A 25,875-nucleotide genomic window follows, 5' to 3' on the forward strand; every position below is an offset into this window, starting at 1 on the left:
TAGCAGAGGGTGGAAGCAACCTAAAGCACATTTTTTCACCTGCAACTCTCAGAGATTGACAATCCTGAGACTTTTTCAGGCGCCGCGCGCATACCCTACAGGCCGAAGGGCCGCACCGTCCTGTCCAACACCCCCTGCACTTTGGAGATCGCCACTCCGTAGTTGGTAACAGCCACGCCAACCCTGCTGCATTCCCGGATGCGGCGCAGCATGGCCGCCCGGTTCAGCATGCAGGAGCCGCAATGCACAACCAATGCGTAACGCTCAAGATCTTCGGGGAAATCATTCCCCGCCACCATCTCGTACTCCAAATCACGCCCTGTATATTGCGTTATCCAGCGCGGCAGCTTTACCCGACCGATGTCATCCGCCACAGGGTGATGGGAACATGCTTCCGCCATGAGCACACGGTCGCCATCACGCAGGGCGTCCAGTTTCCGCGCCCCTTGCACCAGGGCGTTCAAGTCACCCTTGTTACGGGCAAAAAGCATGGAAAACGTAGTCAACGGCACGGTATCCGGCACATCGCCCGCCACCTTCAAAACAACCTGGGAATCCGTGACCACCAGGGAAGGCGGGCGCTGCAAATTCTGCAAAGCCTCCTCGATTTCGCGCTCCTTGACCACCACCCCCAGGGCGTCACAGTCCAAAACCTCCCGGAGCATCTGCACCTGGGGCAGAATCAACCGCCCCTTTGGCGCTGCCAGATCAATGGGCGTGACCAAAAGCACCCAGTCACCTTCATGGATCAAATCGGCGGCCAGGGGTGGAGCGTCCTTGAATTCTTCCGGCACCCCGCGAATAAGCGCCTCCTTGAGCGCGTCCACTCCATCCCCTGTTCTGGCGGAGACACTCAAGCACGTCACCCCCTGTGCTGTGCAAAAATCCAGATCTTTTGCGGCTGGCGGGGCAATATCCGCCTTGTTCAGCACCACAATGGCGGGCACGCCCAGACTGGCCAACTCCTTCAGAGCCTCACGCTCCGGGGCCTCCAGCCCGTTCTCCCCGGCTACAACCACGGCCATGTCCGTCCGCAGTAGCACCTTGCGCGCCGCCTGCACGCGCAAGGCCCCCAGATCGCCTGCATCATCCAGCCCTGGGGTGTCATAAAAGGTCACCGGGCCAAGGGGCAGCAGTTCGTAATGTTTGGCCACCGGGTCGGTGGTGGTGCCAGGCGTATCCGAGACAATGGCTATTTCCTGGCCGGCAATGGCGTTGATAAGCGAGGATTTCCCGGCATTTCGCCGGCCGGTAAGGGTAATGACCAGCCGTACGCCCCGTGGCGCTTTATCTGACATTATTCTTTCCTTTCCATCTTGGGTGAAGCGCCCTGCCCTTGGGCGGGTTCCATGCCTGCGCGTCTTATCACTGCGATGGTATCTTCCACCGCGCTGATGGCATCTGCATGGCGGCGGTTCTTGCCTGGGTATATGGAGTAGCTGTTGCGGACGGTCCCAGGCGTAAGGGAGGGCATCAACACATTGGCGCCGACATCGAGCCCAAGCCGCTTGCCAGAGATTTCGGGGGGCACTACGGAATCCAGGGCGCTGGTGGCCGGGATGTTTGTCCGTGGCTCCAGAAGACGCATGAGCGCAGTTGCCCGCAGGGCAACATCCAGGTCACCCCATGGCGCATCAGCCCACGGCGTTTCTGGGTGGGGCACAAAAGGTCCTGCCGACAGCATGTGCAGGTCCAACTCTGCAAGGAATAACAAATCCTTGGCCAGCCTTTCCATGCTCTGCCCCGGAATGCCTACAATAACGCCGGATCCCACTTCATAACCAAGTTTGCGCAGCGTCTCCAGACAGGCAAGCCGCGCCGCAAAGCTTTCGCCGGGGCGCGCCTTGTCGTGCAGGGCCGCGTCACAGCTTTCCAGCTTTAAAAGATAGCGATCCGCCCCGCACTCCTTGTAGCGGCGTAGTTCTTCTTCCGAGCGCTCCCCAAGGCTCAAGGTTACGGCCAAAGGCTCGCCCCATGGCGTTGGCAGCGACTTTATTTCCACTAGCAGCTTTTCAATGGCAGAAGGCGCAAATGCACGGTCATCTCCGGATTGCAGCACAATCGTGCCCAATCCCAGTTCAGGCGCCAAGCGCACGGCATCGAGTATTTCCTCTGGCGTCATCCTGTAGCGCTGTTGCTGCGCGTTGGGCGCCCGCAAGCCACAATACTTGCAGTGCCGGACACAATGGCTGGAAAACTCCACTATACCGCGAAGATGGACAAAATCGCCAAAAACATCATACCTGGCTTCACAGGCGGCGGCATAGAGACCGGCGTCGTCGTCACCCATAAGTGCGTCAATGATTTCGCCCAGTGAAAGGGTAGTGGTCTGGCTCACGCATCATCCCCGTCGGTTTTGGCTGACGTCTCGGGCAGATCGTGCCCCAGCCTGCGCATGCGCCCCGGTGAAAGCAGCTCGTCCAGAGTGGCGGCGTCCGCCACGCCAAGGGCCAGAGCGGCATCCCGCACCGTGAGTCCATGGCTGCGGGCGTGCAGCACCACCTGCTCCACACGGGAGTAGCCGATATGTGGCGCAAGAGCGGTTGCCAAGGCCTCGCTGCGCTCCAGGTTCTCGGTTATGCGCTCCTCTCTTGGACGCACACCGTTAATGCACTTTTCCACCAAGGGCGGCAGCACGTTTATAAGCAGGCCAAGGGCTTCGAGCATTTCCAAGGCAATGAGCGGCATATACTGGTTCAGCCCCAGTTGCCCGGAACCGGCCGCCATGGTCACGGTCTGCTGCGCGGCCATGACCCTGAGAGCCACCTGCCCCACCGCCTCGGGGAGGACGGGATTGGTCTTGCCGGCCATGATGCTGGAGCCGGCTTGCAAGGGGGGCAATTCAAGTTCACCTATTCCGCCTGCGGGGCCGCTGGCCAGCAGCCGTAAATCACCCGAAAGCTTCAGTAGATTGGCGGCAAAGGCGGCCAGAATGCCGGCCGTCTCGGCAAAACAATCCTGACTCTGGGTGGCGTCCACCAGGTTCTCCGCCCTGGAAACCGGCAAACCAGTGATGGTGCGCAGTTCATCCGCAGCGCGAAAAATGAACTGACGCGGCGCGCCCAGGCCCGTACCAAGGGCAGTCCCCCCGAGGTTCACCTGTTTCAAACGCTCCCTGCACTTGAAGATGCGCCAGCGATCCCGGGCCGCCCCTTCTGAATGAGCGCCAAAGGTCATCCCCAGCGTCATGGGTACGGCGTCCCGCAACTGTGTGCGCCCGAGGCAAACCACGTCGCGCAGTTCATGCTCCTTGCGTTGCAATGCATCCTGCAACCGCGCCGCCCGCTCTTCCAGTTGCACCAGCAGCGCCAGACATGCGGTTTTCAGGGCAGTTGGAAACACGTCATTGGTGGACTGGTGCAGATTCACATGCTCAATGGGGTGCACAAGCGCATAGTCGCCCTTTTCTCCCCCGAGCAACTCTATGGCGCGGTTGGCTAGAACCTCGTTGATATTCATGTTGGTGGAAGTGCCGGCGCCCCCTTGATAGGGGTCCACCACAATATGCTGTTGCAGGCCGCCATTGGGTGTGGTCAGCTCCTCGCATGCCCGGCAAATGGCCTGCCCCTTGTCCTGCGGCAGGCACCCCAAGGCCAGATTGACCCGGGCGCAGGCCAGCTTGACCTGGGCCAGCGCGGTGATAAAGGGCGCGGGCCAAGACCGCCCGGAAAGCGGAAAGTTCTCCCGCGCCCTTGTAGTGTGAATGCCATAATAGGCAGCGGCCGGAAGTGTGCGCTCACCCAGCGCGTCCTTCTCCGTCCTTTGCTTTTCGTTCTGTTGCGGCATGGTTTTCCACTGCTAGGATGATGTTGTCGATGCTAACGCGCTGTTGCCTGTCCGGCTGGCGGCACTCCCTGGTCCATATGAGCAGGGAGAGTCCGCTTGTCAGGCGGTATTTCAAGGCCAGAGCGCCATTGTTGCACGCGTTATCCTGCCAGGTGCACACATCTGGAGTGAAAAGGCACTGCATATCCGCCCCGTCCGTAATCCAGATGCCGTCAGTGTCATACTCCCCGGCAAATGTGCTGATCATTCCCAGGGTTTTCTTGTTCAATGCAATGATCATTGCATGCCCCCTGTTTGCTCTGTGGCTGCTCAATAGTACAGATCACGTTCTCCGTGGGAGATGCGGTCCAGCCTTCGCAACAGGGAATCTTTACGCCTTTCATCCGCGAAGCTCGCCACCTCGTTTTGCAGCAGGACCTCGCCGGCCTTGCGCGTATCTGCGGAAGCGTAGTCTTCCAGATATTCCTTAAAGGTCAGCAGTCCATTGGGCAAACAAAACTGCTGGATGAAGCCTTGTTTGGCCAGCTCCATGAAATGTTCGCCCGTGCGCCCCAGCCTGTAACAGGCCGTGCACCAGGAAGGCACATACCCATGGTCCGAGACGATGGAGCGAATGACTTCGTCCAATGAGCGGCTGTCGCCCACGCAGAACTGTTGCACATCGGGACGATCATAATCCGGGTCCTGGTACGCGCCGGGATAGGTCCGCGAACCTGCCGAGAGCTGTGAAACCCCCACTTCCAACACTTCCTTGCGCAAGGGCGCGGACTCCCGCGTGGTCAGGATAAGCCCCGTATAGGGCACTGCTATGCGCAACACGGCTACAATCTTCTTGAACTGGTGGTCTGTAGTGGGAAATGGCGGATCGTACGCCATTTTTGCGCCCAGCGCCGGCTCCAGTCTGGGGAAGGAAATGGTGTGCGGCCCCACACCCCAGTCTTTTTCCAGTTGCTGTGCATGGTGCAGCAAACCCAGTACCTCGAAGACCGGGTCATGGAGTCCGAAGAGTACGCCGAGGGCGACATCGTCGATGCCGGCTTCCTGGGCTCTGTGCAAAGCGTGGAGCCGCCAGAGGAAGTCGGTCTTCCGGCCGGCGATATGCACCTTGGAATAGGTGTCTCTGTGGTAGGTCTCCTGAAAACACTGGTAGGTGCCAATGCCCACATCGTGCAGAAGCTTGAAGCCATCCACATCAAGGGGGGCGCAGTTAATGTTCACACGCCTGATTTCACCGCTCTTTTCCGAAGTTACATCGTATACGGTGCGCACCGTGTCTGCGATCCACTCCGCGCCGAGCTTGGGGTGTTCGCCATAAACCAAAAGCAAGCGCTTGTGCCCCAAGTCTTCAAGCACCTCTACCTCTTTACGCAGCTCCTCCTTGCTCAGGGTTCTGCGTTGAAGCTCCTTGTTTGAGGCGTTGAATCCACAATACGCGCACTGGTTGCGGCATTCGTTGGTGATGTACAGCGGCGCAAACAGGACAAGCCTGTTACCATAGATGGCTTTTTTGATGCTCCTCGCGGTTTCAAAAATCTCTTCGTCCAATTCCCTGTCGGTATTTTGCAGCAGAACGGCGGCCTCAAAAGGCATCAGGCCCTTTTTCTCCAGCCCCATGTCCAGCACTTCACGCACCAGACTCGGCGCAGGATTCTTGGCTTTTTCAATGTCGCCCCAGATGGCGGATTCATCTATGAAATTGTACAGATCGTCAGCAGATTTTGCGTTGGTCATTGTCGGTTCCCTCCTGGAATCAGATCACAAAGGATTTGACGCGCACGCCTTCCAGCATGCCCAGCTTGCCCGTCAGGGCCCCGACCTCATCGGTAGTGGCTTCTACGATCAGGGCAATAACACTAACGTTTTTCTCCCGGAACGGCAAACCAAGCCGCCCGACGATGCGTCCCGCGTTGCAGCTCAGCAACTCGTTCACCTCGTGGGCGGCTTTTTCCCGCTCGTTGATGAAGATACCAACAATGCCGGTACGTCTTTCCATAATGGCACTCTCCTTGTGGACTGGAAGAACGCAACCGCATGACCTTACCATGCTGTTCCTATTTGGGAGCGAAGCGCAGAGCGAAAAGCTGCAGGTGCTCCTGCCACAAGGGCAAGACCAAAATTCGTCTTCGCCCTGAGGTTCAGAAATTCCCTTGCCGCAGGCTGCGTAGCTTCACGTGATTCTTTCGGAGGGAGAATTACGGCTATTAGTGTTACTTGTCAAGAATTGGTAACACTAAAAGACTACATATTATTTCCGCTCACACCTACATTCTCCATCAGGCATATCCTTTCTCGGCGCATATCCAGGGAGAATAAGGGTAATTCTGGTGAAACCTTTGATTTATGTCCACTGTGACAGAAAAAAGATATGTGCTACGCTTGCTTTCTTTTGCGGTGTGCAGTATTTTGCCTCACGTATTACTTATTTCAATTTTTTATACACTATATACATACTACACTGGTGTGCGTATGCGAGACCCTGTTGGCGCTTCCCCATCTGCCGCGGGCGCAGGTCATGCCCCCGAATCCAGGGCATTGCCCCATGCTTCCGTGATCGCTTTTGGCAACCTGCTACAAGGGGACTGCAGCCTTGGGCTGCATGTCATAGAAGCTCTGAAACAGGAGAGTCTCCCTCCCGAGACAGAACTCCACTATATGGATGACGCATATCATCACCTGCCGTCCTTGTTCCAGGACCGCAGCGCGGTTATCATTTTCCATTATATGTTTGCCGCCACCCCGCCTGACAAGGACTGTATCTCCAGCCTGGATATGCAGCAATTTCTGTCACTGGCCTGTTCCGGAGGGTCGGAATCCGTTGCGTTGAAACCACTGGCCAAAATGCTGATCGCCCCGACGCTTGCAGGAACAGTACCGGCTCAAATCCGTTTTGTTTTAGCAGGTGTTGCCCTCAATCAGACAGAGGCGTCGCTTTCATGGAATGGGAGAAAAACCGCCAGAAAGGTGGTGCATCGTATTCTTTCCCAACTGAGGGACTGGCGTTGCTGCGAAGGCACATCCGTTGCCCGATTATACGCCATGCCCTGGCTGAAAACGACACTGTAAGGATGTTTACGAAGCAGGAGCATGTTCACACCAAGCCTACGCATTATACGTAATAACACGCTCACTCCAGGAGGTTCATTGCAGCGCACTTCAGGACATGCGGGTCCACCGGTCTTTTTTCCGGCGTAAAATGCCGCGAAGGACCGCAGCCCAAAACCATAACATCGGGAGGTCGATTATGAGTCGAATCGAAATGGAAAAGGTTTTTTACGAGGATCATGCACCTGATCCAAAAGCCAATCCGGATGATCTGTTCTTCATCCAGATAGATGCGGAGAAGTGCATAGGGTGCGACACCTGTCAAAGCTATTGCCCTACAGGCGCCATCTTCGGTGAAAGTGGGGAAGAGCATTCCATCCCCCATACCGAACTGTGCATCAATTGCGGCCAGTGTCTCACCCACTGCCCTGTGGGCGCAATTTACGAGGTCCAATCCTGGGTCAGCGAAATAGTCGAAAAGATCAAGGATCCGGAGATCAAGGTCATCGCCATGCCCGCACCTGCCGTTCGCTACGGTCTGGGCGACTGTTTCGGCATGCCTGTCGGCTCCGTGACCACGGGCAAGATGCTCAGCGCCATGAAGGAACTGGGCTTTGACCATGTGTGGGACAACGAGTTCACTGCTGACGTGACCATTTGGGAAGAAGGCACCGAGTTCGTGAAGCGCCTGACCAAACAGATCGACAAGCCTTTGCCGCAGTTCACATCCTGCTGTCCGGGCTGGCACAAGTACGTGGAGAGCTTCTATCCCGAGCTGTTCCCGCACCTGTCCAGTTGCAAATCTCCCATCGGAATGATGGGCGCCCTTGCCAAGACATACGGCCCTGACACCATGAAGTACGACCGCGCCAAGGTCTACACGGTTTCCATCATGCCCTGCACGGCCAAGAAGTACGAAGGCATGCGCCCTGATCTTTGGTCAAGCGGCTACAAGGACATCGACGCTACCATAGACACTCGCGAGCTGGCCTACATGATCAAGCAGGCAGGCATCGACTTCGCCAACCTGCCCGATGGTGCGCGTGACACCCTCATGGGCGACTCCACTGGCGGCGCCACCATATTCGGCGTTACCGGCGGTGTCATGGAGGCGGCCCTGCGCTATGCCTACCAGGCGGTAACAGGAGAAAAGCCGGCGAGTTGGGACTTCAAGATGGTGCGTGGTCTGAACGGCCTCAAAGAAGGCACCGTCACCGTGGGTGATGTGAAGGTCAGCGTAGCCGTACTGCATGGGGCGAAACGCTTTCGCGAAGTCTGCGACATCGTCAAAACCGGCAAGAGCCCCTGGCATTTTATAGAATTCATGGCCTGCCCTGGCGGCTGTGTATGTGGCGGCGGACAGCCCATCATGCCCGGAGTGCTCGAGGCCATGGATCGCCGGACCACGAAGGTTTATGCTGGATTCAAAAAGCGTTTGGCCATGATGTCGGCCAACAAGGCATAAGGAGAACGCCATGAGTTTTGCTGATTTCACCCGGCGCCAATTCCTCAAGGTCGGCTGCATCGCATGCGGCGGCGCCATTGTCGGCCTGCGTTTCACCAACAAGGCCCTTGCCGCCTCCAAGGAACTGAAGGATTACATGCTGGACCGCATAAACGGCGTGTATGCCGCGGACCAGGCCTTCCCCATCCGGGCATCCCAGGATAACCCCCAGGTTATCAAATTGTACGAAGTCTGGCTGGAACACCCCATGAGCCATGAGGCCGAGCAGTTTCTGCACATGCACTGGACCGATCGTTCCAAGGGGGTTCAGGAGCTGATCGCGCAGCGAGTCTACCCCAATCCGCGCGCAGACGAATTCACCGGCGGCTACCCTTACGAATAACTAACGCCCTCCATCCCTTCGGCCTGAGATGAGGAGCGTTTCTGATTCGAGGGTCGCACTTCAGACCATTTACTTTTCCCTGTTTTCCCGGTGGTTTTCCCGTTTTTTGTCGTTTTTCAGGCTGCGCCAGTTGAATTTGCGATGACTGATGCGCGGCCAGCGCCAGGCCAGCAGAATCACAGCCAGCAACAAAACCAGGTAGAGCAGGTTGAGCAAGCGCCCTGCCTCCATAAGAATACCGCTCCTGTTTTAATGGATTGCTGTCATGCCTCGGGTCAGGACAATCATTAAAAAAGAGGAAGCTGTCCGCCCTACAGGCTATGGAAGCTTTATAGACAGCACGTGAACGTGGTGCGGAATTGGCTGCACGGCTCAAGAGCGCAACGCATCCAGCTTGTCCAGAGCTGTATCGAAATCAAAATCCAGCACGCATTCGTGTATGCTCACAAGCGCTGCGTAACGCTGCGACGGATGGGCATACTCAAGAAGTTTCTCCATAATTTCACGGGAGCGCACGGGGTCCGCCAGGCGGAGCGCCTCCGCCAGGGTCTCGTAAAACGCATCGCGGTCTTCTGCGCTGAGCTGTATTTTAGATGGGGCGCCAGGGGCGGCAGTTATATTTGGGGAAAACGTTTCATCTTCAGGACATAACGCCTTCAGGGTTTCTACAATCAGCGCATACTCGCGCTCCACCATTGCAAAAAGGATCTTTTGCTGCTCCTTACCCGTGCTGCTCCCGGCCTCGAGGGTCTGTTCAAGCTCTCTGGCGACATTCGCAAGTTTTTGCATCATGAGACTGCGAGCGCCCCCTCCCAAGGAGTGCGCAAGGACAAGGGCGGTCTGCCGTTCGCCATCATCGATGGCCACTTCCAGAGCTTCCAGAACCTTTTGCTGCTCCACCAGGCTTTTATTGCAAAGAGCGAGGAAAGCGCCCTCCTCCATTCCCAGGCGGCGCATTGCCGCATCCTTGGCAAACACGACCGGTGACTCGTCCAATGCATCCTGCACGTCCTGGGCTGCGAGACTGCCTTCTTGTGCGCCCTCTCCCGAAAGCCAGTGCTGCATGACGCGGAACAGGCGCTCGCGGTCTATGGGCTTTGTGATGTAATCGTCCATTCCGGCTTCAAGGCATTTTTCGCGGTCCCCTTTCATGGCGTGGGCGGTCATGGCCACGATAGGGGGCATGTCGCGATCGCTTTGCCGCAATGCCCTGGTCGCGCCAAAACCGTCCAGGTTTGGCAGCTGTATATCCATAAAAATAATATCGTACTTTCCGGCCATGGCCATCTCGACAGCTTCATGCCCGTCGCGGGCAATATCCAGCGTAACGCCTGCCAAGGCCAGGATTTCGCGCAGCACATTCTGATTGATGACGTTATCCTCAGCCAGCAGCACCCGCACCCCTTGCAATGAAGGAATGGCCTCGGGCTGCCAGGATGCCCTGGAGGAGCGATCAGCGCCTTTTGTCAAAGGCTCGCAATAAATGCGCAACAAAACATTGAACAGGTCGGACTGTTTGACGGGTTTGAACAAAGTCTCGCTTGCGCCCGCTTCCATGGCTTCTTTGGCTTCCAGCTCGTGGCCAAAGGCCGTGATCATTATCACCGGCAATCCTGGCGAGCCGTTTTCCATGGAGCGCAAGGCCTTGATGGCTTCAAGGCCGGTCATGTCCGGCAGCATGAAGTTCATTATCACGCCATGGACCCGTTCTCCTGGGCCGCTGCGCGCCGTGCGCACCCATTCTGCGGCAGCTTTTCCGCTGCCGACGGTGTGGCAGGCAATGCCAAAGGAGCCCAACATCCGCTGCAACATGTTCGCGCTGCTTTCGTTCTGCTCCACAAGCAGCAAACGCAGAGTCTGCAGGAGGGAGGTGCAATCATCCCCGGCCGGGGCCGTAATATCCACCGTGGCAAAAGGGAGAGAGAAACTGAAACTGCTGCCTTTGCCATGCTCGCTTTCCAGATGAAGCCCCCCGCTTCCCATGAGGACCACGAGTTTCTGGCAAATGGCCAGACCAAGACCAGACCCTCCGTATTTGCGGGTAATGGAGCCGTCAGCCTGGGTAAACACTTCAAAAAGGTGCTCCTGCTTTTCCTTTGCCACACCGATGCCGGTATCCGTAACCGTAAATTCGAGCCAGGCCTTGCCGTCCATGTAATGCTGCAATTTTACGGAAAGGGTGATCTCGCCTTTTTCCGTGAATTTGCAGGCATTACCCACAAGATTTGATAGGACCTGCTTGATCCGTAACGGGTCGCCCATGAGCCCGCGCGGCACCTCCAGGGGGATGTCCAGAATGAACTCCACCTTGCTTCTGGCCAGTTTGCTGCGAAAAAGATCTGTTATTTCATCGATCAGATCATCAAGCCGAAAAACAATGGTTTCTATGTGCAGTTTGCCTGATTCGATACGCGAAAAATCGAGAATGTCGTTCAGGAGACTCAAAAGAGTATTGGCTGACGATTTGATGACGGAAAGATATTCACGCTGCTTAGGGGATAGATCGGTGTACAGGACAAGATCTGTCATGCCGAGAATGCCGTTCATGGGCGTGCGTATCTCATGGCTCATATTGGCCAGAAACTCGCTTTTGGCGCGATTGGAGTTTTCTAGCAGCCTGTTGACCTGTTCGAGCTCCAAGGCTTTGCGATCCAGGTCTATGGTGCGCTCTTTCACCAGACCTTCAAGGTCACGGTTGAGTTCTGCCAACTCGTTTTCCGCCTGCTCCTTTTCCTGCATGGTTTTGTGCAGGTTGGCAGTCATGGAGTTCACATTCTGTCCCAGCGCGCCTAATGCATCTCTTCCCAGGGGCGGCACCGTATGTTTCAAATCCCCTGTGGCTATTGTCTGAACGGAGTTTTCTAGCACAGCGATGGGGCGCAAAACATACCGCCGCAGCAAGTAGGCAAGCACGGCCAGGATCGCGCATCCGCCCAGTATGGCCCCCACAAACATCCGCATACGCAGTTGCTCGATCTTTTCCATGGCCGATTGCAGACTGAGAAAGACGCTCACCTTTCCCACGTACCCCTTGCCAAGTTGCTCATCGTAGACATTGCGCTCCACCAGCAATGTGCCATTGTCGTCTGCCACTTCACGTGTCGTCATGGGGGTGACGTTTCCACCGGAAGCGTTTTCCACCTTTACGGAAAGCACATTGCCCCGCTTAAGCAGGTTGCTGGCGTTATAGAAGAGTACGCCGTAGGTTTGTCTGGCCAGGGGCTCCCTGCACATTTCGGCAAAAAGCTCCACCATGGCTTCTGCGCCTTCCCGTGAGTTGCGCATAAGGGTTTTGGTAAATGCATTGGAAAAATAAATGGCGGGAAGAACAACCATCAAAAGCAGACAGACGACGATGGCTGCGTTGATTTTCAACGAGAGATTTCTCTGCAGAATGTCAGGAAGCCGCGATGTAAAACTGCGCCTGCTCATTTTTCTTCTTGCCGGGAGGAAGGGGGAACAATGTCACCGGCAATGATCCAGCGCCGGAGTTCCTGCAACTCTTCAAGCACGGAAACCGGCAAAATGGCCCGGGTGTAGCGCATTTCGGAAATATCCACTACCCCGTCGGCCATGCCAAAGCGATAATGTTTGTTTTCGATGGTACCGGCCAGGTATTTTTCCACCAGGTGTTCCGTGGCGACATCCATGCGTTTGAGCACGCTGGTAAGAATGCGCCCCTCGACCATATAGTCCTGATCCGTATCCACGCCTATCGCATACAGTCCATGTTCGCTTATGAAATTGAAAACGCCGACACCAGAAGCACCCGCAACAGGAAAAAAGACATCCACCAGCTGTTCTTCGTACATTTCCGCGGCAATCGCAGCAGCAAGCTCAGGGTTATTCCAAGCGATTGTGGAAGCGTCTTTATCTTCGATGAAGGCGGTAACGATATTTATGTTCTTGTCGTGCTTTTTGGCGCCGGCCTCAAAGCCCAGCACAAAATCCATGACCGGTGCAATCTCATAACCGCCGATCACGCCCAAAACCCCACTTTGAGACATGGCGGCAGCCAGAGCTCCAGCCAGGTACGCCCCTTGCTCAGAGGCGCAGGTCACGCTACATTCATTCTGCAGGTGATGGTTGCACTCCGTATCCATAAGTGCAAAAAAAACGTCTGGATTCTCGCGCGCCACACTATCCATGGCCTTACGGATAGTAGCGCTTGTGCAGACGATGAAAACGCACCCTTTGCCCACCAGCTCATTGAACTTGGCGGTCTGCACTTCAAAAGTGACCTCGCCGGCTGGCAATTGGGCCAGCTCCAGCTTCAGGCCATGTTTCTCGGCGGAAACGACAAGCCCCTGGTAAATGGAGTCCAGAAACCCTCTATCCCCCAGACCGCTCGAATCCACAAGAAAACCGATGATTGGTTGTGCTTCGCCGTCAGATTTTTTGCCCGAGGCGTCAACGTCTTTTTGCACCTGCCCGCCTGCAACAGCCGTGACTTTGCCCGCAGGGGTCTCCGCTTTCTCCTTGGAGCGCTGCCCGTCATCACAGCCTGCAAGAACAGACAGACCAAAGGCAAGAAGAAGCAAACACAGCCACGCCCCTGCCCTGCAGAATCGCAGATGCCTTGCCATGTGAGAAGAAAGCAATTTCACTTCCGCCTTCATCTTCTTTTTTCCTCTACCTGAGTGTCCGGCTTGCCCCTTACAGGGTCGGGAATATCCTACACGAACTTCATTGCGTATTGGTTACAACCCCCTGGTGCCCTCTGGCAAGCTTTGCGAATATAATTCCTCTGAGAGAAAATGAATCTTATATGGGGGTCGACTTCGTCCATATCTGCGTTATGTATGGCTTCAATGACGTTGATGGTGGAGCCCCCTTTTTTACAAAGGGCATAGAGCAACACGCATCATATAGAAATAAAAATATACTGCCTATGCAAGCGCCTCCGACCACAGGCAAAATCCCGCACTTGTCAGCCGTCAAACGCTGATATAACATTGACTCTTTGTCGCTAATTCAGCATAAAGGAATATTTCACCAATGCCTTCGAAAGGTCCCCATATATCAATCGCTTCCGACCACCTGCTTTCGCGGGTGCTGCGGCTTACACCAGATGACATGGCGAGCTGGCCAGAAGACGTTCGCGAACTGGCCCTGCGCCTTGCAGAAGAACTTTTTCTGCTGCGCTACAACCCCTTTATCGACCCGGGGCTGGTCTACATCAGCGTCAAGTCCAGGCTCCGTGAGAGCATCCCCTCTCTTAGCCAGGAATACGCCGACACCCTCGATGCGGGCGTTCAAGGCTTCTGGAAAGAATATAAAGAGGATCAGGCATTCAAAGACCAGCTTATGCGCCGGCTGCGCAAATTCCTGCCAGAAGAAGCCATCGCCACCCGCCCAAACATGCTGGTGGAGTGCTCCACTGACGCAACAGACCTGCGCATGGAGCTGCCCCTGGCCGTAATTATGCCGAGCAGCACAGAAGAGATCAAACATGTCATTGCATTGGCCAATGAACTCGGCTTTGCACTGGTGCCCAGAGGGGGCGGTTCCGGACTCACCGGCGGAGCCATCCCGGCCATGCGCCGCACCGTCATCCTGAGCCTGTCGCGGTTGAAAAAGATTCTGGATATAGACCCTAACAATATGCTGCTCTCGGCCCAGGCAGGCGTCATAACCATGGATGCCATCAATGCGGCCGCCGAACAGGGGCTGCTGTTCACCGTGGACCCGGCTTCCAAGACAGCCTCCAGCCTGGGGGGCAACATCTCGGAAAACTCGGGCGGTCCGTTCTGCTTTGAATACGGCACCACCATCGACAATATTTCCAGCTACACCATGGTCATGCCCACGGCGGAGGTTGTGGTGGTGCGCCGCAAGAACCACCCCGGCCACAAGATCCTCCCTGGCGAAACCGTTATCTTCGAGGTCTTTGCCGTGGCCGATGACGGCACGGAAACGCTGCAGGAAACCGTCACCCTTTCCGGTGAGGACATCCGCAGCCCCGGCCTGGGTAAAGACGTAACGAACAAGTTTCTGGGCGGTCTACCCGGCGTGCAGAAGGAAGGCGTGGACGGCATCATCACGGAAGGCGTTTTCACACTGCATCCGAAACAGGAACATTCGCGCATTCTCTGCCTAGAATTCTTTGGTCGCACAATGCACAACGCCATGCTGGTCATCAAGGACCTGGTCGGCCTGCGCGACGTCATTCGCGCCCAGGGCGACCACGTGAAGATGAGCGCCCTCGAAGAATTCAACATTAAATACGTGCAGGCTATTGATTACGCCAAAAAGAGCAGCACATACGAGGGCATGCCCATATCCGTGCTGCTGGTGCAGCTTGATTCCGACGATGAAAACGCGTTGGAAGACAGCGTTGGCGCCATTCTCAATATTGTGCAGCCCTATGACAACGTGGACGTTTTCGTGGCTTCTGACGAAAAAGAAGCAGAGCGCTTCTGGGAAGACCGCCACAAGCTTTCGGCCATTTCAAAGCGCACCTCGGGTTTTAAGATCAACGAGGACATCGTCATCCCGACTGATGTCATCCCCGAATTTGCAGCATATCTTGAAGAACTGAACCTTTTCTACCTGGCCAAGGCATACCGCCAGGCGCTGCAGATGGTGTCATCCCTGCCCTGGGTTGCTGTGGACGACGAGTTCGTCACCATGGAGCTCGAGTTTTCCACTTCCATTCTCAAGGGTGAGATCACTGCCAAGGAACTGAGCGAACAGGAACTGGAAATGCAGGTATTCTACTTTTTCCAGGATTTGCGTTCGCGCTACCCCGGCATAAAGGCCGAGCTGGACAAGATTTACGAAGACATGCAGGCCACGCGCATCGTGCTTGCCAGCCACATGCACGCGGGCGACGGCAACTGCCACGTGAACATCCCGGTCAATTCCAACGACCCCGACATGTTGCACACCGCAGAAGAAGCCGCGGAAAAAGTCTTTGAAAAGGTGCTGGCGCTCAACGGCCAGGTATCTGGTGAGCACGGCATCGGCATTACGAAGATCAACTTCCTTGCCGAAGAAAAAATCAAGGCGTTGCGGGAATTCAAGCACAGGATCGACCCCAACAACATTCTCAACCCGGGAAAGCTGACGCAGCGCGAGCTTCCCGTGAAGCCCTACACCTTCTCTTTCAACCGTCTGATCCAGGATATCCGCAAAAGCGGCCTGCCAGAGAAGGAACGGCTTATCAACCTGCTGCAGAATATTCAGGTCTGCACCCGTTGCGGCAAGTGCAAGCAGTTCTGCCCCATGTATTATCCGGAGCAGAACCTCATCTTCCACCCCCGCAATAAAAACATCAGCCTGGGCGCGCTTATCGAGGCCATTTACTACACCCAGGTCAACCGCGGCATCCCGGACAAACGCCTGCTCGATGAACTGCGCGTGCTCATGGAGCACTGCACCGGGTGCGGCAAATGCACCGCGGCATGCCCCGTAAAGATCGACTCGCCCAAGGTCATGCTGCACCTGCGCTCTTTTCTGGAAGACAAGCATTCCGGCGGGCACCCGGTCAAAGCCAAGATATTGGAGTATCTTGCGGCGGCGCCCGCCAAACGTGTTCCCCTGGCCGCCAAAGGCGCCAGTGTAGGGCAGAATATCCAGAACAAGGCCATCGGCCTGGTGCCTGCAGCCTGGCGGCGCAGGTTCAAAAATCCCCTGCTGGCAGGAAAAGGTCCCGCCACGGGATTTGCCAACCTGGGACAGACGCTCAAGCTGGATAAGGGCTCTATTTTCCTGCCCTCCCCCCGTACACCGGGACGCACCGAGGCCGTGTTTTACTTCCCGGGGTGCGGTGGCAGCCTGTTCTACCGCTCCATTGGTCTGGCCACCATCAAGCTGTTGCTGGAAGCCGGCATGGGTGTCATCGTGCCCAAGGAACACCTCTGCTGCGGCTACCCCTTGCTGGTCAGCGGCTGCGAGGAAGCCTACACCACCAACCAGGCCCGCAACATTTTTGCCTTCAAAAAGCTTCTGGACGAAGCCAAAGCAGAGGGCGTGCATGTACGCACCCTGATCACTGCCTGCGGTTCCTGTCGCGACGGGCTCCAGCGATACGACCTGGACCCCCAGATGCAGGAGCAGCTCCAGACACTGGACGCCATGCAGTACCTCTATGAGTTGATGCCCAAATCCTTTTCCCAGGCCATGGAAGGAAAGGATCCAGGGAAACTGCTCTACCATGCCTCCTGCCATGCGGAGTGGAGCGGCGTGCCTTCGAACAAGGCGCCCAACAAATACAGCAAGGCGCTGGCGGACTTCATGCATGCAGACGTGACCCTAAGCCCTCGCTGCTGTGGCGAATCGGGCCTGGGCGCCATGACATCGCCCGAGATTTATTCGCGTCTGCAACAAAGAAAGCGCGATCAACTCACCCATGACCTGCAGCGCTACGAACCGAATAAGCCCATCATTGTCGGCTGCCCGTCGTGTAAGGTTGGCATTGCACGCAACCTCATGGCCATTGGGCAGGAGCGCCCTGTGCTGCATACTGTCGAGTTCATGGCGCAGCACCTTTTTGGCGATACCTGGCAGGAGGACTTCTTGGAAGCTGCCAAAGACTCCATCACCGCGGGCTCTCCCATCAGGCCCATTCCGGTGAAGCGGAGCTAAGCACAGGAGCCAAGGCGCGGCTATGATTCCAGCCAATCAGTCTGGCCGCGCCCGTTGGCGCATCTGCTTCTGCAATTCCACCCGGTTTTGGGGTGGTGGCGAGCACTGGCACCTCGAGTTTGCTCGCCGCATGAGCGAACGCGGGCACGATACCTTTATGCTTGCGGCCAAAGCTAGTGAGCTGGAAGCACGCGCCACCAGGCTGGGGGTGGACGTCACTCCCATACATGCAGGGCGGCTCGGCTTCCTCAACCCCCTGCTCATGGCCCGACTCTACACCTTTTTCCGCGCCAAAAGGCCCCATGCGGTTATCCTGGGACTGCCTCAGGATCTCAAAGCCGCGGGGCAGGCGGCGCGTCTTGCCGGAGTACCTGCAGTCCTCTACCGCCGCGGCATGGGGCTGCCCGTGCGCGATACCGTCTTCAACCGCCACCTCTATCGTAATGTGGCCCATGGCGTCATTGTGAATGCCGAGGATACCAGGCGCACGCTTTTTGCCCGCAATCCGCACCTGCTGCCGCAAACGCAAGTGCACTTGCTTCCCAATGGCATTCCTGCTTCCTGGTGCGAGGGGCCAACGCCCCCTCCGACCAAGGGCGCTCTTGTCATTGGTACCGCGGGCCGCCTTGTGGAGCAAAAGGGGCACCGGCTGTTGCTGGACGCCGCCGCCCAGCTCAAGAAAAGGGGCGTTGCGTTTGAGTTGCGCATTGCAGGCCAGGGCCCTTTACAAAAAGCCCTGCAACAGCAGGCAGCTGCGTGCGACATTACAGACAATGTTCGCTATCTCGGGTTTGTCGAAAACATGCAGGCCTTTTACGACGAACTGGACGTCTTCGCTTTCCCCTCGCTATGGGAAGGCATGGGCAATGCCGTGCTCGAAGCCATGGGCAGAGCCCGACCTGTTGTTGGTTTTGCCATCAGCAGCATGCCGGAAGTCGTACGTCACACGGAAACAGGCTTGCTTGCTCCGGCAGAGGGCGATGATGCTTCCAAAATCCAGGGGCTGGCCCACTGCCTTGAATCATTGGCAAACGACGCTCCACAACGTATCCTCATGGGGCAGGCAGCGCGCACCCGTATTCTCCAGGATTTTCGTCAGGAGACCATTGAAGAGCGTTTTGAGGACATCCTGCGCGCGCTGCTCGCAAGCGCACAGTCAAAGTAAATACAAGCACATGAAATATCTTGGCATTGATTTCGGAATAAAGCGCGTCGGGCTGGCAATCAGCGATCCGGCCGGCAAGCTGGCATTTCCCTATAAAACAATATACAAGACCACGCGAGACAAGTTGTTTTCGGAACTGGTCGCTATTTTGGAGGGCGAATCCGTAGACGCCATCGTGCTTGGCTTGCCCGAAGGCCCCGTGGCTGCTGATGGCACGCCAGCCTTGATAGTCAGACAAGTTCTCAATTTTGCACAAAGTTTGAAACGGCGATCCAATCTTCCAATATACCTGGTGGATGAGTTTTTCACATCCCAGGAGGCAGAACAGCAATTGCGCGAAAGCGGACTGACCGGCAAGCGTCTGCAGGAAGTTCTGGATCAACAGGCGGCGGCCCTGATACTCGAAACCTTCCTGGAAGGCAGTGATCCGGAAGGAAGCGGAAACTTCGAGATGGTATAATACATGCGCAGATTTCTCCTGGCGGCGGTATCGCTGCTGTTCATCGCCATTATGTGCGCTGCTGGCTATATTGGATACGAAGCGTACAGCTTCATGAAAATCCCGCCGCAGTCCCCCGGTGAGGAAAAGCTCTTCGCAGTGGAGCCTGGCGAGACTTTTTATCAGATTGCCCAACGGTTGCACGACCAGGACCTCATCACCAATGTCCAGTACTTTCGGCTGCTGGCCCGCTATAAAAAGCAGATTGAAGCCATCCAGGCCGGTGAATTCAAACTGGATACGGGGTGGCCCCCTGAAAAAGTTCTGGAGACGCTGGCCACAGGGCAACCCATTCTGTACCGGCTTTCCATCCCGGAAGGGCTTACCTGGTGGCAGATTGCAGCCATTGTGGAAAAGGCCGGCTACGCCACTTTTCAGGATTTCGCCAATACCATCCGCAATCCCGCCCTGCTCGCCGAATACAATATTCCCTTTGACACGGCCGAGGGCTTTCTCTTCCCGGAAACCTACATGTTGCGACGCGCCAAGGAAAAGAACGCGCGCCCCATTGTGGAGATGTTGCTGAAAATGTACTGGGAACAGGTTGCCAAGATTTGGCCTGAGGGACCTCCCCCTGCCGAGGACCTGAAACGGATCATGATCCTTGCTTCCCTGGTGGAGAAGGAATCTGCTGCGCCTGAAGAACGCCCCACAATTGCCGGAGTATACGCCAAGCGCTTGGAAAAGCGTATGCTGCTGCAGGCCGATCCAACCGTTATTTATGGTCTTGGGGAGACCTTTGATGGCAATCTCACGCGCAAACACCTAAATGACGCCACCAATCCGTACAACACCTATCAGATTCCCGGCCTGCCGCCAGGCCCCATCTGCTCGCCTGGCCTGGAGTCCATCAAGGCCGCCGTCAACCCCGAAGACAACGACTATCTCTACTTTGTAGCAAAGGGCGACGGCACCCACCACTTCAGCAAGACACTGCGCGAGCACAACAACGCCGTCAGGAAATACCAGTTACGGAAGTAGCTGAAGCAGGCGCAATCAATAGCAGGCCGTAATCTGACGGCGACTTCTCCTTTCCATGTTTGAGAGCGGATGGTTACGGTATTCTTGACTCGTGTGGTTGAGAAGCAACACACCCCTTATTATTTCCTGTCGCACCTGCCCATAAAAAAGGGAGCCCTTGCGGACTCCCTTTTGATGGCATCTTCTTGTCACCCCGCTCTTGAACAGGGTGGATTGCTGTCTTAGCGTTTCTGCTCGTCTAAAAGTTCCGACATGTGGCGCACACGGATTTTGCTGCCGCGTTTGGCCAGACCGCCGCGGATCTGCATCACGCAACCCGGGCAATCGGTGACGACCACATCGGCGCCTGTTTTCTCCAGGTTATCCAGCTTCTTGTTCAGAATCTGGTTGGAGATTTCAGGGAACTTCAGCGAGTAGGAGCCGCCAAAGCCGCAGCAAACCTCTTCCTCGTCCGTGTGAATGTATTCCACACCACCAGTACGCATCAGATCACGGGGCGCCTTGTGCACATCCAGACCACGGCAAAGGTGGCACGGAGCGTGGTAGGCGACCTTGGTGGCCGAGGAGCGGAAGTCTTCGGGCGAAGCTTCCAGCACATCGTTCATGAAGCTGGAGTAATCGATGACCCTGTCAGCGAAACGTTGCGCCAGCAGGCGATACTTGTCCCCTTCAGGAAACACCTTGGGATAATGCTTCAAGTGCGACGCACAGGACGGGCACAGGCAGATGATGTAATCCACATCGGCCGGGTCAAAGGCCTGGATGTTCTGCAGGGCCACTTCGCGTTCGGTCTCTGTAGAGCCCATCATCATCAGGGGCAGGCCGCAGCAGGTCTGCTGTTGGGGGAAGACAACGTTGATGTTGCGCCCCTTGAAGGTCTTCATGGCGGCTTCAAGCTGCTCGGGGTAGATAAAATCCTGAGCGCACCCTGCAAAGAGAGCCACGGTGAACTTGGGGCTTTCAACAGGCTCGTTGAGTTTGTCAAAACTATCGCGGAAGGGTTTTTCCGCAATGCGCGGCAGTTCGCGGAAGCCCTGATCCTTGGAAAACATCATCGGCAGGTGGCGGATGAATCTGCCGCCCTTGTCGTCCTTCTTCTCGCCAAAAGGCTTTTGGGCAAAACGCGCTGAACGCAGCAGTCCATGGAACAGTTTGCGGTTACGCATGGCCATGGAAAGCAGTGTGTTTTCCAGGCTGCGGCCGGATTCATCCTGGATGCGGGCGTGGATGCGTTTGATCAGCCAGGGCAGATCAATATCCGCTGCACATACAGCCTTACAGGCTTGGCAGTTGATGCAGTTTTGTACCAGTTGGCGCGCTTTTTCGCGCCCGTGGAAAAAGTAGGTCAGAATCAGGCCAATGGCGCCGATGTAGATGTGGCCGTATTCGTGGCCGCCAACCATACGATAAACCGGGCAGACGTTTGCGCAGGCGCCGCAGCGGATGCAGCGCAATACCTGGCGGAAGTCGGGGTCCTTGGCCAGGGCGCGGCGACCGTTGTCCAGGAATACGATGTGGTATTCCTTTTTCCCGTCCGGCGCAGCCTGACACTCGTTGGGACCATGAATCCACGTCACATAGGAGGTCAAAGCCTGGCCCGTAGCGTTCCTGGGCAGAGCGCGGAGCACGCGCAGAGCGTCGTGCAGTGTCGGTGTCAGCTTGTCCAGACCGGCCAGGGCGACGTGCACACGGGGCAGCGTGGTCACCAGGCGGGCGTTGCCCTCGTTGGTAACAATGCCGATGGAGCCGCTTTCTGCAATGCAGAAGTTGGCGCCTGAAATGCCCATGTCGGCCTCTACATACTTCTGCCTGAGCTCACGGCGCGCGACCTTGACCAGCTTTTCGATGTCGTTGGTCTGCTGGCTGCCCGTAACCTGGGTAAAAAGCCCCGCAACCTGATCCCGCGAAAGGTGGATGGCAGGCATTACCATATGGGTGGGGCCTTCGTGGCGGAGTTGAATGATCCATTCACCCAGGTCGGTCTCGGTGACTTCCAGCCCGTAGGCTTCCAGGTGGTGGTTCAGCAACGTTTCTTCTGCAGTCATGGACTTGGACTTGACGATTTTCTTGCAGCCCGTGTCCTTGGCGATGCGTGCGATGATTTCGTTGGCTTCACCGGCAGTATGTGCGAGGTGCACGTGGATGCCGGCTTCTTCGGCGTTCTTCTTGAATTCTTCGAAAAGTTCATCCATCCGCGCTATGGAAGCATCCTTGGCCTGGCCGATCTCCTTGATCAGACCACGCACATCCATGCCGGCAAAGGCCTTGGCGCGCCCTTGCGGATAGGCGACGGCGAATTTGTCCATGGCCTGGCGCAAAAAGTCGTTGCCCAGGGCTTCCTTAACACTTTCTTTGTATTCTTTGAGATCCTTGGCAGTTTGCATACTAGTCCTCCATCAGGAGTATGTGCAGCTCGAGGGGGCCGTGTACGCCAAGTGCGAGAACGCGCTCGATGTCTGCTGTGCGACTGGCGCCGGTAATGAACGCCGTATAGGACGGGGTCTTGTTGACCAGCTTGGCCAGGTCCTTTTCAGCACTGTACAAGTCCTCTTTAATGTCGGACTTTTTGAGCAGCGCAACGTGGACTTCGGCAATCATTGTCGCCAGGCGGGTTTCCTCGCTGTTGGACTCCAGCAGCAGGGTGCCTGTGTCGGCAATAGCGCCGTTGCACATGGTGACACCTATGTCGATACCGCCCAGATGCTCTCTGAGGCCTTTATCTACGCAGGCAAAGCCACCTTTTTCACAGCTTTTTTCGAGCTTGGTGAAATCTTTTTTCTTAAGATTCGGTGCAGCTACGATTTTTTGCTGTTTTGTGTCGCACAAGTCTTCGGCCTTTTTCGAGAGGTCGGCCTCGCAGCCTGAGACAAGAATCTGACAAGCTTCTTTCTTGCCGCAGAGGTCAACGACATAGTCAAAGGCCTGATCGAGGGAAGCGACCTCCTCGACGACGGCCGAGACCAGCTTGGCCTTTTCCTTGAACAGCTGGACAGTCTGTTCCCTGGTCATGCGTCCTCCTGTTTTGTATTCCTGAAAACTCCCATCCTGGAGTTATTCATGAAGCGCGCCGCCGGGACCCTGATCCCGGCATTGCTATCGCTCGCTACGCGCTCGACGGGCACATCCTGTGCCCGTCGACGGTGCGTATTTTTCACACGAGCTGGAACAAGTATGCTTACCAAGCAGTGTTCCCACTATTTGGGGCGACTAGTTACCCTTCTTTCCGGCTCCAACAGCAAGGGCAAAGGTTTGGCGGGCAATTTCCAGCTCTTCATTGGTAGGCACAACCCATATCTGCACAGTACTGTCATCTGCGCTGACAAGTGTAGGTTCGCCAAAACGTCCGTTATTCTTCTCGGGATCGATCTTAATGCCAAGATGTTCCAGACCCGTTACACTGCCGCGTCTGACCTCGGCATCGTTTTCGCCGATACCAGCGGTGAAGATGATGGCGTCGACACGACCCAGCACCGCAAAGTAGGCGCCAAAGTATTTTTTGTTGCGGTAGCAGAGCATCTCCAGAGCGAGCTTGGCGCGTTCATCGCCCTTTTCGACCTGTTCGTGAACGTCGCGCAGATCGCTGTAGCCACAGATGCCTTTGAGACCGCTTTCCTTGTGAACCAGGTGGGACATTTCTTCTATGGTCATGTTTTTGCGCTCGGCCAGATAGAAGAGCACGGCAGGGTCAAAATCGCCCGTCCGGGTGCCCATGACGAGACCAGCCAAGGGAGTCATGCCCATGGAAGTATCAATGCATTTGCCGTTCTTGATGGCCGACATGGAGGAGCCATTGCCCAGATGCGCCGTGATCAGGTTGCATTCGGACAGGGGCTTGCCCAACAGTTTGGCCGCCTCGGCAGATACATACTGGTGCGAGGTTCCGTGGAAGCCGTAGCGACGTACGCCCAGCTCCTTATACATTTCGTAAGGAAACGCATAGAGATACGCATGCTGCGGGATGGTTTGAAAAAAGGCGGTATCGAAAACATCTACCTGCACCGCGTCAGGAATCAGGTCCTTGGCGACGCGCATGCCGATAAGGCTGCCTGGGTTTTGCAAAGGCGCCAGCGGGATGCTTTCTTCCACAGCGGCATCGACCTTTTCATCGATGATGGCGGGCGCGGTAAAGTGCTCGCCGCCGTGCACCACACGGTGACCCACGGCTTCGATTTCAGAGGTATCGCTGATCACGCCCTTGCCGGGCTCGGTCAGCGCCTCGATAACCAGTTCGAGGGCCACTCTGTGGTCTGCCACAGGGAGTTCCCCGGTTACTGTGTCGGCCTTGCCATCCTTGATGCGTTTGTGCTTGAGGCTGCTGCTTTCCTCACCGATGCGCTCCACTAGCCCTTGGGCCAAAACATCACCCACGGGGACGCCGCCGTCTTCGGCTGTCATGGTGAAGAGTTGGTATTTGAGGGATGAGCTACCAGCATTGAGCACGAGTATCTTCATTTGATCGCTTCCTTGTTGCCGCGCCCGACATCATTATAAGAGGGCGCGTGGGTTCGAACACACATGCGACTACCACGTTTCAGTTTTCACTGTTCTTTGTAGACGCTTTTCCACCTATAACACAAGACCACCGCCTGCCTGCCCCCGATTTGTTCCGGTGCAAAAACACCGGCAAAGGGCACGACAGACGGCGGTCCGTTTCTTAAAGGGAATCTGCGTAAACTTCGATTATGTGTTTCACTGCCACCTGTCCCTCCTTTTGGGAGAGCTGGTCGGCAATCTGCATCATGCAGGCCGGGCAAGACGTGGCAGCGATGCTCGCACCCGTAGCGAGGACATTGTCCGCTTTCTGCGAACCGATTTTCCTCGACAGTTCATAGTGCTGCAGGTTGAAGCTGCCGCCGCAGCCGCAGCAGACGCCGGCGTCAGGCAGCTCTGTGTAGGCAACGCCCTTGCTTCCTTTGAGCAGGGTGCGCGGCTGGGCGGTAATGCCCAGGGAGTTCTTCAGGTGGCAAGGGTCATGGTAGGTGACGGTTTTATTACCATTATTGCCGCCTTCGAGCTCTTTGACCCCCAGCACGTCCACCAGGAATTCGCTTACATCCATGACTTTTGCGGCAAAGGGCTTGGCAATGTTGCCAAGTTCCGCGTCACGGGACATATGCGGCCACAATTCCTTGAGTGTCGAAGTGCAGGTGGCGCATGGCGTGAGCACATACTGGAAGTCAGGGCTTTCGCTTTTGCCGCCCTGCCCGAACACTTTCATGTTCATGCCCAGCAGTTTGTCAAAGGTGTCGCGGTCGCCGCTGGAAAGAGCGGGGATACCGCAGCAGGCTTGGCCTTCCGGCATATAGATGCCGACGCCGTGATGCCTGAGCACCTTGAGCACGGCCTGCCCCACTTGGGGGTATATCTTGTCCACAACGCAGCCGGGATAGAAGGCCACGCGGATGCCTGAGGCGCCGGCGGGCTCATCCAGTGACGGAACCAACTTGTGGAAGGGCTTGTCCGCCAGGCTGGGGAAGTGACGGTCCGCAATGACAGGGGCCTGAAAACGAGCGCAGGACGTGCCCAGCAACTCGTTGGCAGACTTTGAGAACATCCCCTGAAACTTGCTGCCGTATTGCACCAGATGGTTGAACAGCTTCGGACGGGTCAGCAACTGCCTGAAGATGGCTTTCTTGGCCGGAGACAGGCCAAAGTATCCCGTCAGAATAGCCCTTGCTTGAAGGAATATATCCGTAATCTTAACGCCGCTGGGGCAGTTCTTTTCACAAGTACCACACAGCAGGCAGCGCTGCATCTTCTCGTTGACGCCTTCAGGGTCCCGGAGCATTTCCGAGGACAGATGCTCCAGAAGGGCCAGCTTGCCCCTGGCTACATCGGCTTCGAGCCCGGTCTGCGAAAAGATAGGGCAGACTGCCTGGCACATCCCGCACTTCATGCAGCTTACGAGCTGATCGTCCAGCTCCTTGAGCATGACGGCGAGTTCATGAATGTCGGCCATTGTCGCC

At 56.4% G+C, this 25,875-nt stretch carries 20 protein-coding genes; 7 read left to right on the forward strand and 13 right to left on the reverse strand.

Features of this window, described 5'->3' with window-relative positions; translation table 11 throughout:
* Positions 1 to 95: 95 nt before the first annotated feature.
* Genes hydF through ACZ5EH_RS04080 form a run of 6 tightly spaced genes read right to left on the reverse strand, consistent with a single transcriptional unit; the run spans position 96 to position 5,779 of the window.
* Positions 96 to 1,298, reverse strand: coding sequence for a [FeFe] hydrogenase H-cluster maturation GTPase HydF (hydF, locus tag ACZ5EH_RS04055; protein WP_464276855.1), 1,203 nt, complete (start codon positions 1,296 to 1,298; stop codon positions 96 to 98).
* Entirely contained in the window at positions 1,298 to 2,338 is a 1,041-nt protein-coding gene (gene hydE / locus ACZ5EH_RS04060) for a [FeFe] hydrogenase H-cluster radical SAM maturase HydE (protein ID WP_464276856.1), read from the reverse strand. The genes hydF and hydE overlap by 1 nt, the downstream gene beginning before the upstream one ends.
* Positions 2,335 to 3,786: an aspartate ammonia-lyase gene (locus ACZ5EH_RS04065; protein ID WP_464276857.1), complete on the reverse strand. Its 1,452-nt coding sequence runs from the start codon at positions 3,784 to 3,786 to the stop codon at positions 2,335 to 2,337. Before ACZ5EH_RS04065 ends, hydE begins: the two co-directional genes overlap by 4 nt.
* Complete coding sequence (locus ACZ5EH_RS04070; RefSeq protein ID WP_464276858.1) at positions 3,737 to 4,066, reverse strand: hypothetical protein; 330 nt, start codon at positions 4,064 to 4,066, stop codon at positions 3,737 to 3,739. Before ACZ5EH_RS04070 ends, ACZ5EH_RS04065 begins: the two co-directional genes overlap by 50 nt.
* Positions 4,067 to 4,095: 29 nt before the next feature.
* Positions 4,096 to 5,517 carry a [FeFe] hydrogenase H-cluster radical SAM maturase HydG gene (hydG, locus tag ACZ5EH_RS04075; protein ID WP_464276859.1) on the reverse strand — a complete coding sequence of 474 codons (1,422 nt, stop codon included), beginning with the start codon at positions 5,515 to 5,517 and terminating at the stop codon, positions 4,096 to 4,098.
* Positions 5,518 to 5,536: 19 nt separating this feature from the next.
* Positions 5,537 to 5,779 carry a TM1266 family iron-only hydrogenase system putative regulator gene (locus tag ACZ5EH_RS04080; protein ID WP_464276860.1) on the reverse strand — a complete coding sequence of 81 codons (243 nt, stop codon included), beginning with the start codon at positions 5,777 to 5,779 and terminating at the stop codon, positions 5,537 to 5,539.
* Between the two features lie 473 nt (positions 5,780 to 6,252).
* Here ACZ5EH_RS04080 and ACZ5EH_RS04085 point away from each other — a divergent pair, with 473 nt between their 5' ends.
* The 3 genes from ACZ5EH_RS04085 (at position 6,253) to ACZ5EH_RS04095 (ending at position 8,675) form a co-directional block, all read left to right on the forward strand.
* Entirely contained in the window at positions 6,253 to 6,849 is a 597-nt protein-coding gene (locus ACZ5EH_RS04085; protein ID WP_464276861.1) for a hypothetical protein, read from the forward strand.
* Between the two features lie 178 nt (positions 6,850 to 7,027).
* A complete protein-coding gene (locus ACZ5EH_RS04090; protein WP_464276862.1) occupies positions 7,028 to 8,293 on the forward strand; it encodes a [FeFe] hydrogenase, group A in 1,266 nt (421 codons plus the stop codon).
* Positions 8,294 to 8,303: 10 nt separating this feature from the next.
* Complete coding sequence (locus tag ACZ5EH_RS04095; RefSeq protein ID WP_464276863.1) at positions 8,304 to 8,675, forward strand: iron hydrogenase small subunit; 372 nt, start codon at positions 8,304 to 8,306, stop codon at positions 8,673 to 8,675.
* A gap of 69 nt (positions 8,676 to 8,744) precedes the next feature.
* On the opposite strand, the gene ACZ5EH_RS04100 is transcribed toward ACZ5EH_RS04095, so the two are convergent.
* From ACZ5EH_RS04100 to ACZ5EH_RS04110, 3 genes are all read right to left on the reverse strand, one after another.
* Positions 8,745 to 8,906, reverse strand: a complete 162-nt coding sequence (locus ACZ5EH_RS04100; protein WP_464276864.1) for a hypothetical protein — start codon at positions 8,904 to 8,906, stop codon at positions 8,745 to 8,747.
* Positions 8,907 to 9,047: 141 nt separating this feature from the next.
* Positions 9,048 to 12,107 carry a response regulator gene (locus ACZ5EH_RS04105; RefSeq protein ID WP_464276865.1) on the reverse strand — a complete coding sequence of 1,020 codons (3,060 nt, stop codon included), beginning with the start codon at positions 12,105 to 12,107 and terminating at the stop codon, positions 9,048 to 9,050.
* Positions 12,104 to 13,294, reverse strand: coding sequence for a BMP family lipoprotein (locus ACZ5EH_RS04110; protein ID WP_464276866.1), 1,191 nt, complete (start codon positions 13,292 to 13,294; stop codon positions 12,104 to 12,106). Before ACZ5EH_RS04110 ends, ACZ5EH_RS04105 begins: the two co-directional genes overlap by 4 nt.
* Before the next feature lie 379 nt (positions 13,295 to 13,673).
* Here ACZ5EH_RS04110 and ACZ5EH_RS04115 point away from each other — a divergent pair, with 379 nt between their 5' ends.
* Genes ACZ5EH_RS04115 through mltG form a run of 4 tightly spaced genes read left to right on the forward strand, consistent with a single transcriptional unit; the run spans position 13,674 to position 19,909 of the window.
* On the forward strand, positions 13,674 to 17,264 hold the full coding sequence (locus ACZ5EH_RS04115; protein ID WP_464276867.1) for an FAD-binding and (Fe-S)-binding domain-containing protein: 3,591 nt from the start codon (positions 13,674 to 13,676) through the stop codon (positions 17,262 to 17,264).
* Between the two features lie 22 nt (positions 17,265 to 17,286).
* Complete coding sequence (locus ACZ5EH_RS04120; RefSeq protein ID WP_464276868.1) at positions 17,287 to 18,429, forward strand: glycosyltransferase; 1,143 nt, start codon at positions 17,287 to 17,289, stop codon at positions 18,427 to 18,429.
* Between the two features lie 10 nt (positions 18,430 to 18,439).
* Positions 18,440 to 18,889: a Holliday junction resolvase RuvX gene (ruvX, locus tag ACZ5EH_RS04125; RefSeq protein ID WP_464276869.1), complete on the forward strand. Its 450-nt coding sequence runs from the start codon at positions 18,440 to 18,442 to the stop codon at positions 18,887 to 18,889.
* Between the two features lie 3 nt (positions 18,890 to 18,892).
* Positions 18,893 to 19,909 (forward strand): endolytic transglycosylase MltG, encoded by a 1,017-nt coding sequence (mltG, locus tag ACZ5EH_RS04130; protein ID WP_464276870.1) that lies wholly within the window; start codon positions 18,893 to 18,895, stop codon positions 19,907 to 19,909.
* A gap of 221 nt (positions 19,910 to 20,130) precedes the next feature.
* On the opposite strand, the gene ldhH is transcribed toward mltG, so the two are convergent.
* From ldhH to ACZ5EH_RS04150, 4 genes are all read right to left on the reverse strand, one after another.
* A complete protein-coding gene (ldhH, locus tag ACZ5EH_RS04135) occupies positions 20,131 to 22,293 on the reverse strand; it encodes an L-lactate dehydrogenase (quinone) large subunit LdhH (RefSeq protein ID WP_464276871.1) in 2,163 nt (720 codons plus the stop codon).
* A gap of 1 nt (position 22,294) precedes the next feature.
* The gene (locus tag ACZ5EH_RS04140) at positions 22,295 to 22,918 is read right to left on the reverse strand and encodes a lactate utilization protein (protein ID WP_464276872.1); all 624 of its coding nucleotides are present in this window, start codon (positions 22,916 to 22,918) and stop codon (positions 22,295 to 22,297) included.
* A gap of 198 nt (positions 22,919 to 23,116) precedes the next feature.
* Complete coding sequence (locus tag ACZ5EH_RS04145) at positions 23,117 to 24,361, reverse strand: acetate/propionate family kinase (RefSeq protein WP_464276873.1); 1,245 nt, start codon at positions 24,359 to 24,361, stop codon at positions 23,117 to 23,119.
* Between the two features lie 202 nt (positions 24,362 to 24,563).
* Positions 24,564 to 25,868, reverse strand: coding sequence for a (Fe-S)-binding protein (locus ACZ5EH_RS04150; protein WP_464276874.1), 1,305 nt, complete (start codon positions 25,866 to 25,868; stop codon positions 24,564 to 24,566).
* Positions 25,869 to 25,875 lie beyond the last annotated feature (7 nt).

The sequence above is a fragment of the Desulfovibrio biadhensis genome, assembly GCF_055388615.1.